Origin of the sequence: Actinoplanes sp. NPDC049681 (genome assembly GCF_044465265.1) — a bacterium.
Lineage (GTDB): Bacteria > Actinomycetota > Actinomycetes > Mycobacteriales > Micromonosporaceae > Actinoplanes.
In genome coordinates this window covers 656,298-674,848 of record NZ_JBITLP010000003.1, presented here as the reverse complement: position 1 = coordinate 674,848, position 18,551 = coordinate 656,298, and the positions used below count along the sequence as shown (strand labels likewise).

The 18,551-nt window shown below is 72.8% G+C and carries 14 protein-coding genes; 5 read left to right on the top strand and 9 right to left on the bottom strand.

The genetic code is table 11. From position 1 onward, the window contains the following. The first annotated feature begins 25 nt into the window (after window positions 1-25). On the top strand, window positions 26-2,134 hold the full coding sequence (locus tag ACIBO8_RS13000; RefSeq protein ID WP_396115339.1) for a TPM domain-containing protein: 2,109 nt from the start codon (window positions 26-28) through the stop codon (window positions 2,132-2,134). Here the strand turns inward: ACIBO8_RS13000 and ACIBO8_RS12995 are convergent. The 3 genes from ACIBO8_RS12995 to ACIBO8_RS12985 all read right to left on the bottom strand — a co-directional run bounded on the left by ACIBO8_RS12995 (window position 2,131) and on the right by ACIBO8_RS12985 (window position 4,863). Further along, a complete protein-coding gene (locus tag ACIBO8_RS12995) occupies window positions 2,131-2,592 on the bottom strand; it encodes a MarR family winged helix-turn-helix transcriptional regulator (protein ID WP_396115338.1) in 462 nt (153 codons plus the stop codon). The two genes, ACIBO8_RS13000 and ACIBO8_RS12995, sit on opposite strands and share 4 nt — an antisense overlap. A gap of 69 nt (window positions 2,593-2,661) precedes the next feature. Further along, a complete protein-coding gene (locus tag ACIBO8_RS12990; RefSeq protein WP_396115337.1) occupies window positions 2,662-3,051 on the bottom strand; it encodes a cupin domain-containing protein in 390 nt (129 codons plus the stop codon). 51 nt (window positions 3,052-3,102) lie between these two features. Continuing rightward, window positions 3,103-4,863: an EAL domain-containing protein gene (locus ACIBO8_RS12985; RefSeq protein WP_396115336.1), complete on the bottom strand. Its 1,761-nt coding sequence runs from the start codon at window positions 4,861-4,863 to the stop codon at window positions 3,103-3,105. Window positions 4,864-5,229: 366 nt separating this feature from the next. Between ACIBO8_RS12985 and ACIBO8_RS12980 the strand changes: the two genes are divergently transcribed. Next, window positions 5,230-6,825 (top strand): restriction endonuclease, encoded by a 1,596-nt coding sequence (locus ACIBO8_RS12980; protein ID WP_396115335.1) that lies wholly within the window; start codon window positions 5,230-5,232, stop codon window positions 6,823-6,825. Here the strand turns inward: ACIBO8_RS12980 and ACIBO8_RS12975 are convergent. Further along, the gene (locus tag ACIBO8_RS12975) at window positions 6,822-7,196 is read right to left on the bottom strand and encodes a cupin domain-containing protein (protein WP_396115334.1); all 375 of its coding nucleotides are present in this window, start codon (window positions 7,194-7,196) and stop codon (window positions 6,822-6,824) included. The genes ACIBO8_RS12980 and ACIBO8_RS12975 overlap by 4 nt on opposite strands. A gap of 52 nt (window positions 7,197-7,248) precedes the next feature. Here ACIBO8_RS12975 and ACIBO8_RS12970 point away from each other — a divergent pair, with 52 nt between their 5' ends. After that, the gene (locus ACIBO8_RS12970; protein ID WP_396115333.1) at window positions 7,249-8,217 is read left to right on the top strand and encodes a GlxA family transcriptional regulator; all 969 of its coding nucleotides are present in this window, start codon (window positions 7,249-7,251) and stop codon (window positions 8,215-8,217) included. On the opposite strand, the gene ACIBO8_RS12965 is transcribed toward ACIBO8_RS12970, so the two are convergent. The 5 genes from ACIBO8_RS12965 to ACIBO8_RS12945 all read right to left on the bottom strand — a co-directional run bounded on the left by ACIBO8_RS12965 (window position 8,135) and on the right by ACIBO8_RS12945 (window position 16,690). Beyond that, complete coding sequence (locus tag ACIBO8_RS12965) at window positions 8,135-12,406, bottom strand: AAA domain-containing protein (protein ID WP_396115332.1); 4,272 nt, start codon at window positions 12,404-12,406, stop codon at window positions 8,135-8,137. The genes ACIBO8_RS12970 and ACIBO8_RS12965 overlap by 83 nt on opposite strands. Window positions 12,407-12,437: 31 nt before the next feature. Continuing rightward, entirely contained in the window at window positions 12,438-13,250 is an 813-nt protein-coding gene (locus tag ACIBO8_RS12960) for a peptidoglycan-binding protein (protein ID WP_396115331.1), read from the bottom strand. A gap of 85 nt (window positions 13,251-13,335) precedes the next feature. Continuing rightward, on the bottom strand, window positions 13,336-14,349 hold the full coding sequence (locus tag ACIBO8_RS12955) for a 1-aminocyclopropane-1-carboxylate deaminase (protein WP_396115330.1): 1,014 nt from the start codon (window positions 14,347-14,349) through the stop codon (window positions 13,336-13,338). A 50-nt stretch (window positions 14,350-14,399) separates the two neighbouring features. After that, complete coding sequence (locus ACIBO8_RS12950) at window positions 14,400-15,068, bottom strand: hypothetical protein (RefSeq protein WP_396115329.1); 669 nt, start codon at window positions 15,066-15,068, stop codon at window positions 14,400-14,402. Between the two features lie 302 nt (window positions 15,069-15,370). After that, entirely contained in the window at window positions 15,371-16,690 is a 1,320-nt protein-coding gene (locus ACIBO8_RS12945; RefSeq protein ID WP_396115328.1) for an AAA family ATPase, read from the bottom strand. Between the two features lie 113 nt (window positions 16,691-16,803). Between ACIBO8_RS12945 and ACIBO8_RS12940 the strand changes: the two genes are divergently transcribed. After that, window positions 16,804-17,835 carry a beta family protein gene (locus ACIBO8_RS12940; RefSeq protein ID WP_396115327.1) on the top strand — a complete coding sequence of 344 codons (1,032 nt, stop codon included), beginning with the start codon at window positions 16,804-16,806 and terminating at the stop codon, window positions 17,833-17,835. Between the two features lie 62 nt (window positions 17,836-17,897). Continuing rightward, window positions 17,898-18,551 (top strand): bifunctional DNA primase/polymerase (locus ACIBO8_RS12935; protein ID WP_396115326.1); only part of this gene is annotated, 654 nt, incomplete at its 3' end.

Here is an 18,551-nt window from a genome sequence, read left to right as displayed (position 1 = left end):
GCGCCGGAGGATCTACGGTGTCCGGGTGACCGTCGTCCGCCGCGTACTGCTGCTGGTTCTCGCTCTCGTGCTGCTCCCGGCCCCGGCCCGGGCGGATCCGCCGGCCCGGCTGGCGACCCAGGTGACCGACGAGGCCGGCGTCCTCACCGACCGCGCGACCGTCGACCGGGCGCTCGCCAGTCTGCGCGAGAAGACCGGGGTCCAGCTCTTCGTGGTGTTCGTGGACTCGTTCGACGGCGTCCCCGCCCAGGAGTGGACGGACCGGACGGCCCAGCTCAGCGACCTGGGAGACCGCGACGCCCTGCTGGCGGTCGCGACCACCGACCGGGCGTACGCGTATTCGTTCCCGCCCGACCCCCGCATGTCGGACGCCGAGCTGGAGCGGGTGGCCGAGCGGGACATCGAAACGGCCCTGTCCAGAGCGGACTGGTCGGGTGCGGTCGTCGCGGCGGCCGACGGCTACACGGACGCCACCGACGGCATCCCGTACCTCTGGGTTTTCGTCGTTCTCGCGCTGGTGATCGCCGGAGCGCTGCTGTGGGTGTGGCGCCGTCGCCGCCGGCGGGCGCGTCCGCCGGCGCCCGCCGGTCCGTCGCTGGAGGAGCTCACGGCCCAGGCGAACGCCCTGCTGCTCGAGCTCGACGACGACCTGCGGGCCAGCGGGAGCGAGCTGGCCCTGGCCAAGGCCCAGTACGGCGAGCCGGAGACGGCCCGCTTCGCCGAGGCGCTGGCGGCCTCACGGGCGGACGTGGCGGAGGCGTTCCGGCTGCGGATGACCCTGGAGGAGGAGCCGGCGCCGGACGACGAGGCCCGGCGCCGCACGCTGGCGGAGATCATCGCCCGTTGCCGGAGTGCCGACGAGCGACTGGACGCCGAGTCGGAGGCCTTCGACCGGCTCCGCGACCTGGAGGGCCGCGCCGAGGAGGCGGCCACCGAGGTGGAACGCCGCCGGGCCGCGGTGGAGGCCGCCCTGCCGGAGGCCGCGCGGGTGACGGAAGAGCTGAGCCGGCGGTACGCGGGCCAGACGGTCACCGCGGTCTCCGGGAATGTCGATCAGGCACGGGAGCGGCTGCAGTTCACCACGGATGCCGTCGCCCGGGCACGTGCCGCCCTGGCGTCGGCCGGCGAGACAGCCGGATCAGGCAGCGACACGGCGGCCGGCCCGAGCGCGGCCGCCAGCCCAAGCACCGCGACCGGCCCAAGCGCCGCAGCCGGCGAAAGCGCGGCGGCCGGCGAAAGCGCGGCGGCCGGCGAAGGCGGCAGCCAGAGCGCTCCCACCGGCGAAGGCGTCGCAGGTGGTCACAGCGCCACGGGCGGCGGGCGTGCCGAGGCGGCGCTCGCCGTGCGGGCGGCCGAGCAGGCTGTGCAGCAGGCGGAACAGCTCGTGGCGGGCGTGCATCGCGCCGCCGCCGACCTCGAGAACGCCGGCTCCGCGGCCGGCTCGCTGCTCACCGAGCTGGAGTCCGAGATCGCCGCCGGCCGCGCCGCGCCGAGCGGGGCTTCGGCCGGGCTCGCCGCCGCGGTCGCCGGTGCCGAGCAGACGGTCGCCGAGGTGCGTACCCGGCTCGCCGCCGACAAGCCGGACCCGGTCGCCGCCGTGGCCGCCCTGCAGGCCGCCGACGCGGCGCTGGATCGCGCGCTCGCCGAGGCCCGCGACGCCGCGGAACGATCGGCTCGCGCTCGTGGGCTGCTCAGCCAGGCGCTCCCGGTGGCCAGGGCCGAGGTGGCCACCGCCACCGACTTCATCACCACCCGGCGCGGGGCCGTCGGCACCGGAGCGCGGGCCTCGCTCTCGGAGGCTCATCGGCATCTGGCCCTGGCGGAGAGCCTCGCGGAGTCGGACCCGGTCACGGCGGTGGCGGAGGCTCAGCAGGCCCAGCAGCACGCCATGGCGGCGAGCAGCGCGGCCCACTCCGACGTGCAGAGCTGGTCCGGGTACGGCCCGGGGGGATACGGCTCGGGCGGCTTCGACCCCGGCGCGTTCGCCGGAGCCGTCCTCGGCGGCATCCTGGCCGGTGGTGGCCGGTCGCACGGCGGCGGAGTCGGCGGCGGCTGGGGCGGTGGCTTCGGCGGCAGCGGCCGTCGCACCGGTGGTGGCGGTGGCGGACGCCGGGGAGGTGGCGGGCGCTTCTAGCTGCCCTCGGCCGGCTTCTCCAGCAGCGACTCGCAGAGCTTCTGCAGCTGACGGACCTGGGCCGGGCTCAGCCGGTCGAAGACGAGCTGCTGCACCGCCTCCGCGTGCCCGGGAGCGGAGTCGACGATCTTGCGGTAGCCCTCGTCGGTCAGGACGGCGATCTGCACCCGGCCGTCCTCCGGGTCGCGCTCGCGGCGTACCCACCCCTGGGCCTCGAGGCGTGCCACGACGTGGGAGAGGCGGGAGAGGGAGGCGCTCGCCTTCTTCGCCAGGCGACTCATCGCGAGCCGGCGGTCCGTACGCTCCGAGAGGGTGGCGAGCACGAGGTAGCCCATGTGGGTCACGCCCGCATCCCGCTGCAGCTGGCCCTCGAGCGCGGCCGGGACCTTGACGAGAACCTCGACGAATGTGCGCCACGCCTGCTGCTGTTCGTCCGTCAACCACCGTGGCTGTTCCATGGCTGCAGGTTAGTGACCTGCCGCCCGGATCGGCCGCTGGGGGCTCGGCCGATCCCGGCGCACCAGAACTCAGGACTGCGGGGGCTCGTCCTTGCCGGCCTCTTCCAGCTTGTCCGCCTGCTCCTTGGTCTTGTGGACCGCGCCCTCCGCGTGCTCCGGCGGGCCGTAGACCGTGTACAGCACCAGCGGGTTCGGGCCGGCGTTCACGAAATTGTGCTTGTGCCCGGCCGGTACCACCACGAGGTCACCCTGGTTGACCTTGCGGGTCTGGCCGCTGACCTTGGCCTCGCCGGTGCCACTCACGAACGTCAGGATCTGGTCCACCTCGTGGACCTCCTCGCCGATCTCGCCGCCCGGCGGGATCGTCATGATCACGAGCTGGGTGTGCTTGCCGGTCCACAGCACACGGCGGAAATCCGGACTCTTCTCGGCAACGGTGGCGATCGTGTAGTGCTCCATGCCTGGCCCGTTACCCGCAAGCCCGGGTCGGCAATCCCCCGGCGGCGCCGGTCAGGACCGCCGCAGGCGGGGCACCGGGCCCAATGCCGATACCGGCTCGGGCCGGCCGATGAGGTAGCCCTGGGCGAAATCGACCCCGAACTCCCGCAGCATCCGCAACGTCGCCTCGTCCTGCACGAACTCGGCCACCGTGTGGATCCCGTACGCCTGGCAGACCTGCACCAGCGCCTGCACCAGCACCTGGTCCTGCGGGCTGTGCACGAGGTCGCGGACGTACTCGCCGTCGATCTTGACCAGGTCGATCGGGAACAGCCGCAGGTAGCGGAACGACGCGTACCCGGAGCCGAAGTCGTCGAGCGCCAGCTGGCAGCCCAGGTCGCGGATGCGGTCGGCGAAGTTGCGGGCCTCGCTCAGGTTGCCGATCAGCGCCGTCTCGGTGATCTCGAACGTGAGCTGCTCGGGGTTCACCGCGTACCGGTCGATCAAGGCCTCGACCTCCGCGGTCAGGCGCGGATCGCCCACCGTACGCCCGGAGAGGTTGATCTGGAATGCCTGCGCGGGCAGCGTCGCCGCGACCTCCATCGCCCGCTCGACCACCCACAGGTCGATGTCGTAGACGGCGTCGAGGCGCTCCGCCGTGTCGAGCACGTGGATCGGCGACTGGGGGTTGCCGTTCTCGTCCAGGACGCGCAGCAGCAGCTCGTGGCGCAGCACCAGGTTGGTCTGCAGCTCGAGGATGGGCTGCGCGAAGAGGGTGAACCGGTCGGTGCCGAGGGCGTCGGCGACCCGGTTGCGGTAGGAGCCCTGCCGGTCCTTCGCCGGCACCGGGTCGGCGATGAGGGTCAGGGGCCGGTCGCCCTCGCGGGCCTGCCGCCACGCGTGTTCCGCGTCGATGAGGAGGTCGTGGCTGCCCGCGTCGCCGTCCGGGCGGAAGCGCACCAGGCCGGCCCAGGCGCGGGCGCGCACCCATGCGTCGGGCAGGACGAACGCCTGGCTGCGGAGCGCCTCGACGAAGAGGTCCGCCTGGCGGCGGGCCATGACCCAGGAGGCGCCGGGCAGCAGCACCCCGATCTCGTTCGGGCCGACGCGGCCCAGCAGGTCGTCCGGCCGGACCAGCCCTTCGAGTACGCGCGCAGCCCGGTGCAGCAGATCGGCGTTGGCGTCGAAGCGCACGCCGTCGGTCCGGTCGGGTTCCACGCGCACGATCAGCAACGCTCCCCCGCCGCTGCGCTGCGCGCGGTCGATCTCGTCGGCGAACCGGGCGCGGGTGAGCAACCCGGTCGCCGGGTCGGGGTCGATGATGGAGGCCTGGACGGTCTCGCCCCGGCGGGTCAGGCGCGCCACTTCGCGGCGGGCCCGCTCGCGCGCCGAGACGTCACGCAGCGCGCCTCGGACGCCACTGACCGTGCCATCAGGGCCGGCGATGGGCTCGAGGCGGCAGTCCACGTCGAACCAGCCGCCGTCGGCGCGCATCAGGCGCACGGTGGTGCGCACCGGCTCGCGCGCGGTCCAGGCCCGGGTGATGGAGCCCAGCGCCTTCGCGTGATCGTCGCGGTGCACGTGCCGGGCCAGGAGCTGACGGCTCAGCTCGTCGCCCTTCGGTGGCCGGCCGAGCAGCGCCGCGAGCCCTTCGGACCAGATGATCCGGTCGCCGTCGGCGGTGTAGGTGAACCAGACCTCGTCGTCGGCGGGCATGCGCGACTCCGGCAGATGGGGCCGCTTGGGCGCCGAGTTGGGGCCGAGGCGGGGACGCCGGGAGAGCCGGTCGCGCAACGCGCGCGGACGCGGAAAACGTTCGTCCGGTGCTGTCATGTGCAGCCGTCACCTCCCGTCCTGCCGCGATGATGCCCCTGACCTATTACGACCCGTTACCGCTCCGGGTAACAGGGGGCGGCCGCGAGAATGTTTTCGCAGCTCGCCCAACAAAACAGCGAACAGGCAGTTCTCCGCCGTTCAGACGGTGAAATTAGCCGATCGGCCGACGGTCCCGGCGCACGGCCGGCGACCCCGGGTCCATGACGGACAGTTACTGCGAGTGGTGATAGTGGAACCATGTGCGACACCTACCCGTCGACCTCGATCAACATGCACCGAACGCGTCCGGGACGGTGCTCCCCGTAAAGAGATCACGAGACGGTGGATATGGTGGCCCTTCGGACACGTGAGCGAGGACCACGCATGGGCATCATTCGGGACATGCAGCGGGCGCACGCGACGCAGGCGGCCGCCGAGCAACGGGCGCGTACGGCCGCGGCCCAGCAACGCCAGCTGATCCGGCGCAACGCGGACCTGGCGATCGCCGCGGCGCAGCAGGCCGCTGCCGACGCCGAACGGCAACGCGAGCACCGCAGGCTGTACGCGGAGGCCCGCAGCGCCGACGCCGCCGCCGCGAACGCGGACCTCAGGGCACGGCTGTCGGACCTCGACGCGCTGCTGCTGTCCACGCTGGACGTGGACGACCACATCGATCTCGACCGGTTCAAGAAGCCGATCGCCGTGCCCGCGTTCGACCCGGGACGGCTGGGCCGCCCGGCGCCGGAGCCGTCCTGGCAGAGCTACGCCCCGCCGGAGCCCCGCGGCGTCGGCAAGATCCTCGGCGGCGAGCGCCTCCACCAGCAGCAGCTCGCCCAGGCGCGGCAGGCGTTCGAGGAGGCGAAGGCGCAGTGGGCAGAGGGCGAGCGGCGCCGCACCCGCCAGCTCGAGGCACGCCGCCGGCAGTACGAGGAGAACCGCCGCCGTCATGAAGCGAAGCTGCTCGAGTACAACGCGGAGGTGGACCGGTTCGCCGCGGCCGTCGCGAGCGCCAACCCCACGGCGGTGGTCGAGTACTTCGCGATGGTGCTCGGCAACTCCGTGTACCCGGACGACTTCCCTCAGCACTTCCGGCTCGCGTACCTGCCGAAGAAGCAGCACCTCCTGGTCGAGTACCACCTCCCGCCGGTCGAGGTGATCCCGGTGGTCAAGGAGTACCGCTACGACCGGGTCCGCGACGACCTGCTGGCGGTGCCGCGCGACGACGACGAGATCCGCCGCCGCTACACGGAGATCATCTCCATGGTGGCGCTGCGGACCGTCCACGAGATCATCGAGGCCGACCGCGGCGGGCTGGTCCGGGAGGTGCTCTTCAACGGCATCGTGGACACGATCGACCGGCGTACCGGGCTCTTCGTGCGGCCCTGCCTGGTCTCGCTGCGCACCGACCGGGACACCTTCGCCGCGATCAAGCTGCGCCGCGTCGACCCGATCGCCTGCCTCAAGCACCTGCAGGCGGGCCTCTCCGGCACGCCGGATCAGCTGGACGGCGTGGACCCGGTGGTGGACTTCGACCGGGAGGCGGACCGCGACTTCACGCAGGAGTTCAACGTCCTGGCCGACATCGACCAGCGTCCCAACCTCGCGACGATGGCCGCCGGGGAGTGGGAGCAGACGATCGCCGACCTGTTCGGCAACATGGGCCTGGCGGTCGGCGCCGCCGAGGACGGCCGGTGGCGGGCCACCGACCCGCGGCCGCTGTTCGGCGGCCAGGTCGTGATCCAGGCGGTACGCGGCAGAACCGTGGACGCGGCCACCGCAACGGCACTGGTTGCCGCCGTGACCGAGGCAGGCGCCACGAAAGGCGTCCTGGTGGCCACGGACGGCTTTGAGCAGGAGGCCCAGGAGGCGGTCAGGGGCCGGCCCATCGAGCTGCTCGACGGTCCGGCGCTCCTGAGCCTGCTCGCGGAGCACTCCGGCCTCAAGGCCCGCATCGAGCCCGCCGAGGAGGCAGCTGTCTAGAGCGGGTGGCCCGTGGTGGCGTCGACGTGATCCGGGACGCCGTCGTGCCGGTCGCCCACGGTGAGCGTCCCGGACGGCTCGAACATCAGAATCGCCGCGCCGGCGGCTGACGAAGGCCGGTGCTCCACCCCGCGCGGCACGGTGAAGACGTCGCCGCGGCGGAGGGTCACCACCCCTTCGCGCAGGGCGATCTGCAGCTCGCCGTCGAGGACGAGGAAGAACTCGTCCGTGTGGTCGTGCGTGTGCCAGACGTGCTCACCCTGCACCTTGGCGATGCGTACGTCGTAGTCGTTCACCGTGGTCACGATGCGCGGGCTCCAGAGAGCGTCGAAGGACGCCAGGGCCCCGGTCAGGGAGATCGGTTCGCTCACCCCCCGATCGTCGCCCCTTCCCCGGGTACGTGGTGAGTGCTAGGAATCGCACATGTCGCAAGGATCCTTGCACCGCGTCGTCGTGCTGGTGGACGAGAACTCGAACCCGTTCGAGCTCGGCTGCGCCACCGAGGTGTTCGGCCTGCGCCGCCCCGAGATCGGCCGCCTCCTCTACAACTTCCGCCTGTGCGCGGCCGCCCCCCGCACCCGGATGCGCGACGGCTTCTTCACGCTCACCGGGGTGGCGCCCCTGCGGGCGGTCGACGACGCGGACACGGTGATCGTCCCGAACCGCCCGGACGTCGAGACGCCCCGCCGCCCCGCGGTCCTGGCGGCGATCCGCCGCGCCCACGCCCGCGGCGCCCGCCTCATCGGCTTCTGCAGCGGAGCGTTCACCCTCGCCGAGGCCGGTGTGCTCGACGGCCGACGCGCCACGGCCCACTGGCAGTGGGCGGACGCGTTCCGGTCCCGCTTCCCCCAGGTACGGCTCGAACCCGACGTACTGTTCGTCGACGACGGCGACATCCTCACGTCCGCCGGCAGCGCGGCCGCCCTCGACCTGGGCCTGCACGTCGTCCGCCGCGACCACGGCGCCGAGGTGGCCAACGCGGTCAGCCGCCGCCTGGTCTTCGCCGCCCACCGCGACGGCGGCCAGCGCCAGTTCGTCGAGCGTCCCGTCCCCCGCATCCCGGACGACTCGCTGGCGCCCGTCCTGGCCTGGGCCCAGGAACGGCTCGATCACCCGCTCACGGTCGCCGACCTGGCCGCTCAGGCGGCGGTGAGCCCGGCCACCCTGCATCGCCGCTTCCGCGCCGAACTGGGCACGACCCCGCTGGCCTGGCTCACCGGCGAACGCGTCACGCTGGCCCGCCGCCTGATCGAACGCGGCGAGACCCGGCTGGACGTGGTGGCCCGCCGCACCGGCCTGGGGACAGCGACTAATCTCCGCGCGCTGATGCGCCGGGAGACGGGCCTGACCCCGACGTCGTACCGGCGTCGCTTCGGTCCACGAACGGCGTGATCCCCAGCTCCTCGATGCGCTGCCAGAGCGGTCGCAGCGCGGCCTCCGGTTCGCGGGCGAAGATGCTTCCCCGGATGCGGACGAAGACACAGTTGCCGACCCGCTCCAGCACCGCCTGCCGGCGCATGTCGCTCTCCCACTGCTCCGGCCCGTGGTACGCGTCCCCGTCGCACTCCACCGCCAGCCGCCGTCCGCCCGGGGCGTTGAGCACGAAGTCGATGCGGTAACCGCCGATGCGGAACTGCGGCGTCGGCCGGTATCCGCGGGCCACCATGCGGCGCAGGACCTCCCGTTCGAAGTCGCTCTCGCAGAGGATGTCGGCGTCTGCCTGCGCGCCGAACGCGGTGAGGTTCAGGGCGTAGTTCAGCAGCAGCGCGCGGGCGTCGTCGGCGTGCAGGGACTGCGGGCGTACCGAATGGAAGATCCAGAGTTGGTCCCGGGCGCGGGAGGCGGCGACGTTGATCCGGCGGTGGTATTCGCGCTTGGTGAAGGCCGCGACGCGGCCGTCGTTGTCGGAGACCACCATGGACACCAGGACCACGTCGCGTTCGTCGCCCTGGAACGTGTACGCGTCGCCGACCCGCAGCCGGCGGGCCTCCATCTCGTCCTCGCCGATGGTCTCGCGCAGCCGCGACAGCAGGTACGACGCCTGGCCGCTGCTGCTCAGCAGGCTGATGACGCCGATCGACTTCCCCCTGTACGCCCGGTCCGCCACGATCGCCGCGACCCGGTCGACCAGGGCCTCGGCCTCGTCGACGTTGACGTCACCGAAGGTCGGGAGGGGTTGCCGGACGCCGTCCGCGACGAAGACGGCCTTGACCGGGTCGAGGGCGGACCGGTCGGCGCGCAGCGGCTGGATCTTGCCGTCGTAGTAGTGCCGCGACGAGAACTCGATGATCTGCGGTACGCACCGGAAGTGCTCGGTGAGCAGGATCCGCTCGGGCGAGCGGCGCACCGCGTGGTCGTAGAGCGACGACTCCGGATCGAAGTGCTCGGCGGACGGCACGTCCCCGAGATGGCTGTGGATGAGGCCGGAGACCGAGCCGACGAAGCCGAGCTGGGGGCCGATCTGCTGGTCGTCGCCGACCACGACGGCCCGTTCCGCCAGCGACAGCACCGGCAGGGCGAAGAGGTCGGCCTGCGACGCCTCGTCCACGATGACGACGTCGAAGCGGGCCCCGCCGGCGAACTGCTCGATCGCCCGGTCCACCGACATGACCCAGACCGGTACGGCCTCCACGGCGGACTCCATGGCCCGCTGGGCGTGCGCCTGCCAGGCGGCGGCGCTGCGCCCGGTGCCCTTGCCGATCTTGCGTAGCGCGGTGGTCCAGTCGGCCAGGGCCGCGCGGCGGCGGTCGTCGAGGGCGCGGGCCACCTCGAGCCATGCGGAGGCGACGACCAGCTCGCCGGTGAGCCTGCGGATCTTCTCGCGGCCCTGTTCGACGCGGCGGTTCAGCACCGCCGGGTCGACGCTGCCGACCACCTGGTCGAACCAGGTCTGCGCCTGCCGCCACTGCCACGCCTGCAGGCACGCGGTCCCGGAAACGGCCGGCACCAGGCCGGCGGCGATCTGCGCCGCCCACTCCGGCGCCACCGCCGCGAGCCGCCCGTGCAGCTCGAGGAAGCGGGACACCTCCGGGCGCAGGGCCAGCAACCGGCGGGTCTCGGTCAGCGCCTCGTCCCAGCCGTCCAGCGTCCGCCAGGCCGCGGCCAGCCGCGGCCAGGGCGCGAGGGCGTCGGCCACCGCGCGGTCGGCGGCGTCCAGCCGGTCCAGTTCCAGGACCACCGGGCTGTCGTCGAGGAGCTCCGAGATCTCCGCCAGCCGGGCCGCATCCAGCTCAAGGTCTTCCTGAGGTACGAGCACAGCAAGCCGGGCGGACAGCTCGGGCCACTGGCGGGCGTCCCAGCCCAGCGACTGTGCGGCGTCGGCGAGCAGCCCACCCGCCCATACCTCCGGATCGCCCTCGCGCGGCGGGATGGCCAGGCGCTGGATCCACTCCGACCAGTGCTCGCCCAGCCGGCGCTGCGCCCGCGCGCGCTCGACCCAGGCGACGGCGATGTCGACGTCGTCGGCGCTACGCAGCGGCTCGCCGTCGACGCGTACCTCGTCGGCGACCTTCCACAGGGACGCCTGGAGCAGCCGGTGGAGGCCCTTGCCGGCCGCGAACCGTTCCCGCACCTCGGCGAGGCTGGCCAGCAGCCGTCGGGGTTCGGCGGTGAGCGACGGCGGCGCGGCGACCCGGTGCCCGGCGAGGCGGCGGGTCAGGTCGGCCAGGGACCGCTGGAGCTCCTCGGTGGCGGTGACGTGGTCGGCCCACACGGTGGCCCAGTGCGGGTCGGCGAGCAGGCGGCCGAGCCGGTCGGTCCAGGTGCCTTCGCGCCGGTGCAGCCACGCGACCGCGTCCCGGAGCCCGTCGAGCAGGTCAGCCAGGGCTTTCGAGCCGTGTGCCCGTACCGAATCGGGGTCGACGCCGGCCGCCTCCAAGCGCGACACCCGCTCCGCGGCCGCCGCCCGGTCGGCCCGGTCCTGTTTCGCCTGCGCCGCGTCGGGCAGCGACGCGACGTCGGGCAGATCGCGCAACGCCGCGGCCCGGTCCGCCGGTGCGAGGGACGCGGCGAGCTCGAGCAGCACGGCGAACTCGTCGGCGCCCAGCGGCGGCGGATCCAGCGGATCGACGGCGTCCGGGATGCCGCCGTGGGCGGCCGCCCGTTCCCGCAGCCAGGAACCCACGTCGGCGGGCGAGAGGTCGACGTCGTCGAGACGGTACGTGGCCGACTCGCTCTGGGCGATGGCCCGCAGGCCGCCCAGCGCCCGGGCCAGCTCCCGCTCGGCCTCCTCCAGCCGGCCGGTGAGCCGCTCGACCCGGGCGGCCTCGGCGGCCTTGTCCAGGGTGGCGGCCCGGTCGGAGAGCTCCCGGGCGGCGAGCTGCAGCTGCACGAGCTGGTCGGTCGTACGCCCCAGCACCGCCAGGCAGAGGGCCCGGACCTGCTCGGGCAGCCCGTCGCGGAGCACCCGCAGCGGATCCTCCTTCTGCGCGACGACGAGCACCCGCTTGCCGTTGGCCATCAGATGGCAGATCAGGTTGCGGATCGTGTGGGTCTTGCCGGTGCCGGGCGGGCCCTGGACGGCGACGTTGCGGTGGTGGGCCAGCCGCCGGGCGATCGACTCCTGCGCCTCGTTGGTCGGCAGCGGCATGAGCAGCCGCTCCCCCACCCGATGCCAGTCCTCCGGTCGGTCGCCGGGCATCTCGAGCCGGCTCGGCTCGTGCGCCACGATCGCCGCGAGCGCGCCGACGCTCGCGGTGTCGCCGGCCAGCAGGCGGTCACGCAGGCTCTCCAGGAACCCGCGCAGCAGCCGCTGCTTCGGCCGCGCGAAGAGGACGCCGGTGTCGACGATGTGCGGACCGGCCACCTGGTCACCGGGCCGGGCGACGACCCGGTCGTAGCCGAGCCGGCCCAGCGCCCGCTCGAACAGCTCCCGCCGCTCCAGGTCGTCCCAGAGGTCCACCTCGAGGGTGCCCGCCGGCCCGGCCAGGGCGAGCAGCTGCGCCAGATAGCGCTCGTCGAGGCCGGCCAGCGCGTCGGTCTGCAGCCGGGACGGCCCCTGCGGGGAGACCGTGATCAGGGACCGGTCCGGCTCGTACTCGATGATCACCGGCGTCGCGACCAGCGGATAGCGCACCCGCTGGCCGTCGACGACCGTGTCCAGGATGCCGTGCCCCCACACGAGCTCGGTGGTGGCTGCGCTCATGTCGACCTGGTGCATCAGATCGAAGAGCTGCCGATGCAGGGTACGGGTCTGCTCGGCGCCGCGGCTCAGCAACGACCACGGCCGCCACACCTCGTCCCGCCAGGCCGCGAACCCGTCGTCGGGCTCCTCCGCCTCCACCACCGGCTCGTCGCCCGCCGCTGCCCCGATCTCGCCGCCCGCGTCGTTGAGCCGGCGGCGCAACTCGGCCGGGACCGGCGGCGGGCCGGGCAGGTCCGGCAGACCCACCCGCAGCCACGTCGTGCCGTCGGCCGCCGGACCGCTCTGACATGCGGGATGCCCGGGCAGAGCGTCGAGCCAGTGCGCCTCCGCGGGCACGGTGCGAGCCGGCCGTTCCATCTGCGCGCGCACGGCCAGCAGATAGTCGGCGACGGAGACGGCCCGGTCCCGGATGACGGTGGGCGACTCAGGCTCGGGCATTCTTCGCAGGTTATCCGATGTACGCCGCCCGTCAGCTCCGCGCGTACTTCTCCCACCACGTGAACGCCGCCCGGTAGGCGCTGGGCGTGTCATCGGGGGCGTGGTTGGCGAGCCCGTTCTTCCCGAAGTAGTAGTCGTGGACCTGATCGGCGGCCGGCTTCGCCAGATCCGGGTCGGAAACCGCGACGGCATGGATGTGGTACGGCCACGACCCCTGCGACGGCGTACGCAACCACGCGGCGAACCCGACCGTACGCAGCGCACGCACCGTCTCCCAGCGCTGCGTCGAGGACAAGCTCCCCACCGAGACGTCGACCACCCCGCCGCCGTCGTGCGTACCGGCGGACGTGGGATCCGACGTGCTGTACGAGCCCTGGTCGAGCGTGAGGTTCCAGCTGAGCATCGCGTCAGCCGCGGCGAGCATGTCCCCCGTACGGCCGTCGACGCGCTTGCCGCCGTACGTGCTGGTCCGCGAGCCGGCCGAGACCGTCCTGGTCACCGTGAAGCGGCCACTCCCGAGCTTGGCCAGCGAGGTGGCGCCCGGGATGCCGTTCGCATCGATCCCCGAGTAGCCGAGCGACCGTTGCCAGGCGGCGTAGGCGGCGATGGTGGACGTCCCGTAGTGACCGTCCACCGCATCGGCCGCGAGCAGGCCCTTGGCCTGCAGGGCCCGCTCGACCTCCAGCACGTGCGCGGCGGCGCCGGAGGTGGTGCCGGTGCCGTCCTTGGGCGGGTCGACCTGGGCGGCAAGCAGCACCATTTCCATGTCGACCGCGGGAAGAGCCGACGCCCTGCCCGCGACCAGCATGCCGGCCACGGCCGCGCCGCCGCTGACGAGAAGCATTCTTCGTTGCATACGAGAGAGGGAACCAGCTGTCCACTCCCGACCGACAGATGGCGAAACGGCCACCGTTGCGTCCCTGCCCGGGTCAGGTCACGATGGCGCTGTACGCGTTGAGTGCCGGCTGGCCGCCGAGGTGCGCGTACAGAACGGTCGCGGACGCCGGGATCTCGCCGCGCCGGACCAGGTCGATCAGCGCGGCCATCGACTTGCCCTCGTAGACCGGGTCCGTGACCATGCCCTCGGTCCGGGCCGCCAGCCGCATCGCGTCCACAGTGGCCTCGTCCGGGATGCCGTACGTGCCGGCGTGGTAGCGGTCGTCCAGCAGGATCTCGTCGTCGCGCAGCTCGCGCCCGACGCCGATGAGCGTTGCCGTGGCGCGGGCGATCCGGGCCACCTGGGCCCACGTCTCCGCCGGCTTCGCCGAGCCGTCGATGCCGAGCACCCGCCGCGGCCGGTCGTCGCCGAGCGCCGCGAAGCCCGCGATCATGCCGGCCTGGGTGCTGCCGGTGACCGAGCACACGACGATGGTGTCGAAGAAGACGCCCAGCTCGGCCTCCTGGTCGGCCACCTCTTTCGCCCAGTTCGCGAAGCCGAGGCCGCCGAGGCGGTGGTCGGAGGCGCCGGCCGGGATCGCGTACGGCTTCCCGCCCGCCTCCTTCACCTCGGCCAGCGCGCGGTCCCAGCTCTCCTTGAAGCCGATGCCGAAGCCGGCCCGCACCAGCCGCACGTCGGCGCCGGCGAGCCGGCTGACGAGGATGTTGCCGACCTTGTCGTAGACGCTGTCCGGCCAGTCGACCCAGCTCTCCTGGATGAGGACGCACTTGAGCCCGGCGTACGCCGCGACGGCCGCGACCTGCCGCGTGTGGTTGGACTGCACGCCGCCGATGGACACCAGCGTGTCGCAGCCCTGCTCGAGCGCCTCGGCGACGAGGTACTCGAGTTTGCGCGTCTTGTTGCCGCCGTACGCGATGCCCGAGTTGCAGTCCTCGCGCTTGGCCCACAGCTCGGCGCCGCCGAGGTGGCGGGTCAGCCGTTCGAGCCGGTGCACGGGTGAGGGCCCGAACAGCAGCGGATACCGTACGAAGTCAGCCAGCGCCATGCCGGCATTCTCCCGGCCCACCGGGGCACACGGCACCGGCGCGACGCGGATCAGGGGAACCGCATGCGACGCGGGCGCGGGATCACCGGCGGCGGCAGCGGTAGGTCGTCGACGTGGCTCCAGTTGAGCGAGCCGTTGTCGGTCGACTTGATCTCCCCGAGGCAGGCGCGCAGCAGACCCAGGTTGGGTGCGCCTGCGAAGCCGGCGATCACCACTTCCGGCGTCGGCACGATGCGGGCGATGGCGGCGCAGATCTTGGCAACCTCGCGCTCGTCGACGGCGTCGAGCGGGAGCGGGTACTCGGCCTGGGGACGACGCCACGGCGGGCCGAAGCGGCGCAGCAGCTCCCGGGCGAGACGGCCGAAGGAGCGGCCGACAGGCGCGTCGCGCATCGAGTCCCGCGCCGACTGGCCGTAACACCAGGGCACGACCACGTGACCGTTGATGACCACGAGCTGGTAGACCGACTTGGGCACGCTGATGATCTCGGCGCCGGGCAGGGTGCCGAGAAAGAGGACCAGTTCCTCGTACGGCAGGGGCCAGCGCGGGTTGGCGATGACTCGTTCCGCGGTCTGAGCCGTCGAGGGATGCGCGGTGACCTCACGCTCGATCGCCGTGCTCAACGCCTCGGGAACCCGGGTCCAGAGCTCGGCGGCGACCTTGTCACCGAACTGCTCGACAACCCAGTCGCTCGGACCGACAAGAACGTCTGGACGCATTCGGTACCACCACCGTCCGTGTCGCTGGCGCTACGTCTGGCTAGAAGAGTTGCATCTCCGGAGATCGACAGGAAGAGGATTCCCGCGAGATCTCAGAAACGTTCGTGAATGAAATGCGGCAGGACGGTCAAACCGTTGCGGCGACATTGGAGCAGCAGGTCCGCGACCCGCGAACATGCAACTTGCACGGCGAATCGCGCATGCAAGTTGCATGTCGGCTCGCGAGTCAGTCCTCTATTTGACAGTGAATCCTGTCCATATTTCGAGCGGGTGACAGCGATGCGAACATCCACGCACAGTGATCATCGGCGCACCAGAGCCAGGTGGGCGAGCATCGCCTGATTCGCCTCCCAGCCGTCCGGGAACTTCACCGGTACGCCCAGGTGAACCGGCTCGGTGGACGGGTGGGCGTCCAGCAACTCGGCGATCCCGGCGCGGGCCACCACGACACACGCATGCCGGTGCCGCGACGTCAGCACGCACAACCGCCCCGACTCCAGGTGGAAGGCGGTGGCGTCCTGGCGGCCGGAGAGGGGATGCAGGACGACGGTCAGGTCGTACTCGCGGCCCTGGAGCCGGTTCGCGGTGTCCACCGTGACATCGGCCGCCTCGGACGGGAGGAAGGAGCGGATCGCTGCGACCTGGTCCCGGTGGGCCGCGCCGATGGCGATGCGGTCGGCGGTGAGTGGAGCCGTTCCCGACTCGGAGGCGGTGACGCCGCCGCGGGTCAGCGCTCGAGCGGCGAGCGCGGCGCAGGCTGCGGCAGCTTCCGCGTCGGTGCGTACGGTGAAGCGCGCGGGCAGTTCATACAGGCCCCAGCCGGTTGCCGCGGCGGTGTCCAGGATCTCGTCGATCCGCTCGGCCGGGCCCTGCGAATCGGCGAAACGGAGGCTCCGGTCGTCCGGGCCGGTGCCGGACCGGAATCCCGTGAACGGATAGAACGCCTCGGCGACGACGGGGGCCGCGGAAGCGGGCAGGCGCCAGGACACCGGAAGGCGGTGCACCGGAAGGCCGGGGTTGTGCCGCAGCAGGACCGCAACAGCGCTCTGCATCGGGTCCCACGAAAGGCCGGTCCAGCGGTCCACCTCCACCGTGGAGAACGGGTCGAGCTGGCCGGGATCGCCGACGAAGAGCGCCCGTTCGAAGCGGGGCGCGACGCGGAGCAGGGCGTCGGAGCGCATCTGGTAGGCCTCGTCGACGATCGCCCAGGGCCACGTGCCGTCGGTGACCGTCGCCCACTTGGCGGCCGTGCCGATCGTCACCGGTGCTCCGCCGAGGTCGGCGACCTTGGCCGCGACCCGGCACGACGGGTGGGACCGGACCCGCTCGGTCGCCGCGTAGTCCACCGCCGACAGGCGGCCCACCCCGAGCTCCGGCGACGCCGTCCCGAGGCGGGCGATGAGGTCGTCCACCTGCTCGTTGGTCTGGGCGACGATCATCAGCGGGGCACCGGTGGCGGCGAGCACCCCGGCCGCCTTGACCACCAGCGTGCTCTTGCCGGCGCCGGGCGGCGAGTCGACCACGACGCCGCGATGCTCCGACGTCGCCAGGTCGCGCAGCACGGCGTCGACGACCCGGGCCGCCTCGGCGGCAGGGGTTTCCGGTGGTGGTGTCGCGGTCACGGCGCCCACCGTATCCGGGGAGTCCGACACAATACGGGAGACGCAACTTCCCCCGAAGTGGGGAATGGACTCTGCATCGACACGAGAGCGTCATATTTCGCTACTTTGAGTGAATGACGGTATTCACCCGGCCGGAGATCACGGAGGATGGCGTGTACCGCCCCATCCTCCGTCCCCGCCGCGGCGAGATGGCCGCCCTGCACCACCTCGACGCGGCCGCGGCCCGGCGGGTCACCCCGATCGTCGAGGTCTCCCCGGTGGATCGGCTCCCCCAGCTCGTCCGGCAGCTGCCGCCCCGCACCGGCGTGATCGCCGTCGACCTCAGCGCGGTGCCGGACCCCCGGGACCCGCTGGTGTCACCACCGCTCGACCTTGCCGAGGGGCTCGCGGCGCTGGGTGTGGCGATGGTGCCGGTGCTCAGGGCGTACGAAAGTCCCCGCCGCCTGGTGGAGCACGGCCTGGCCGCACGCATGCACCTGATGCGGGCGGTCCTGCGTCTTCAGCCCCACGTCGACGTCCGCAACTCGGCGCAGGCCACGACCGAGACCACCCGCATGCTGGCCGGCGCCGGCCTCGAGCCCGAGCACGTCGACCTGATCATCGACCTCGCGGAGACGGCATGCGCGGCGCACGCGGACCGCTTCGAGCAACGCGCCCGGCTCGTGCTGCGCTGGGCCCGCTCGATGCCGTGGCGCTCGGTCACCGTCGCGGCCGGCGCCATGCCGCCCAATCTGGACGATCTGCCGACCGACGAGCCGGTCACCGTGGGACGCCTCGACGCCCAGGTGTGGGCCCGGCTGAGCGACCCGGGCGTCGGCTATGCGGACTACGGCGTCACTTCCCCGGTACGCCGGAACGGCAGCAGCCACCGCCAGCTCCCGACCCTGCGCTACACCGCGGACACCGACTGGTGGATCTACCGCTGGGCCCGGCGCGGAGGCCGCAGCGACGACCGCTGCCACGACCTGTGCCGAACCCTGGTCGACTCACCCCACTGGCCCGCCCGAGGAGCCCGGTTCTCCTGGGGAGACGCCCAGATCGCCTCCCGCGCTCGCAGCGCGCGCGGCGGAGGCAGCCCGGCGAGCTGGATCGGCTGGAGCACGTCGCACCACATCGCGCACGTGCTGCAGACGCTGGCCGCCTGACAGGCCCGGACCTCCTGTGGACAACCAGGCGGACCACCCGAGTCTCTCGTACACTTGTTCCAATGATGCTCGACGCCGCTCTCGCGTACGCCCGGCACGGAATCCCCGTCCTGCCGGTGCACACGCCCGCGCGAGACGGCTCCTGCTCGTGCGGGCGGCCGGACTGCGACCGGCCCGGCAAGCACCCCCGGCTCCGGCACGGCCTCACCGACGCGACCGTCGACCCCCGCCGGATCGAGATGTGGTGGTCGCGGTGGCCGGAAGCCAACATCGGATTGCGTACGGGCACAGCCATGGACGTCGCCGACGTGGACTCACCCACCGGCTGGCACGGCCTGCGCCACATCCTCGGCGGAGCCATGCCGGTGGGTCCCCAGGTCCGCACTGGCAGCGGAGGCTGGCATTTCTGGTTCGCGCCCCTCGGGTACGGCAACCGCGTCCACCTCCTGCCCGGCGTCGACTGGCGCGGGGCGGGCGGCTACGTGGTGGCACCACCCTCCCGGCATGCGAGCGGCACCTTTTATTACTGGGTCGTGCGGCCCGGCGCCGATCCTCCGTCGGCACCCGATGTGTTGCGGGATCTGATCGCGGGGCCGGATCCGCCGTTCCCCGGACACGGGGATTCGCCCGGCGCCGGGTGGGCGGGCTCGGGCTGGGCGGGCTCCGGCTCGGCGGGCACCGGCTCGGCGGGCTCGGGCTGGGCGGGCTCCGGCTCG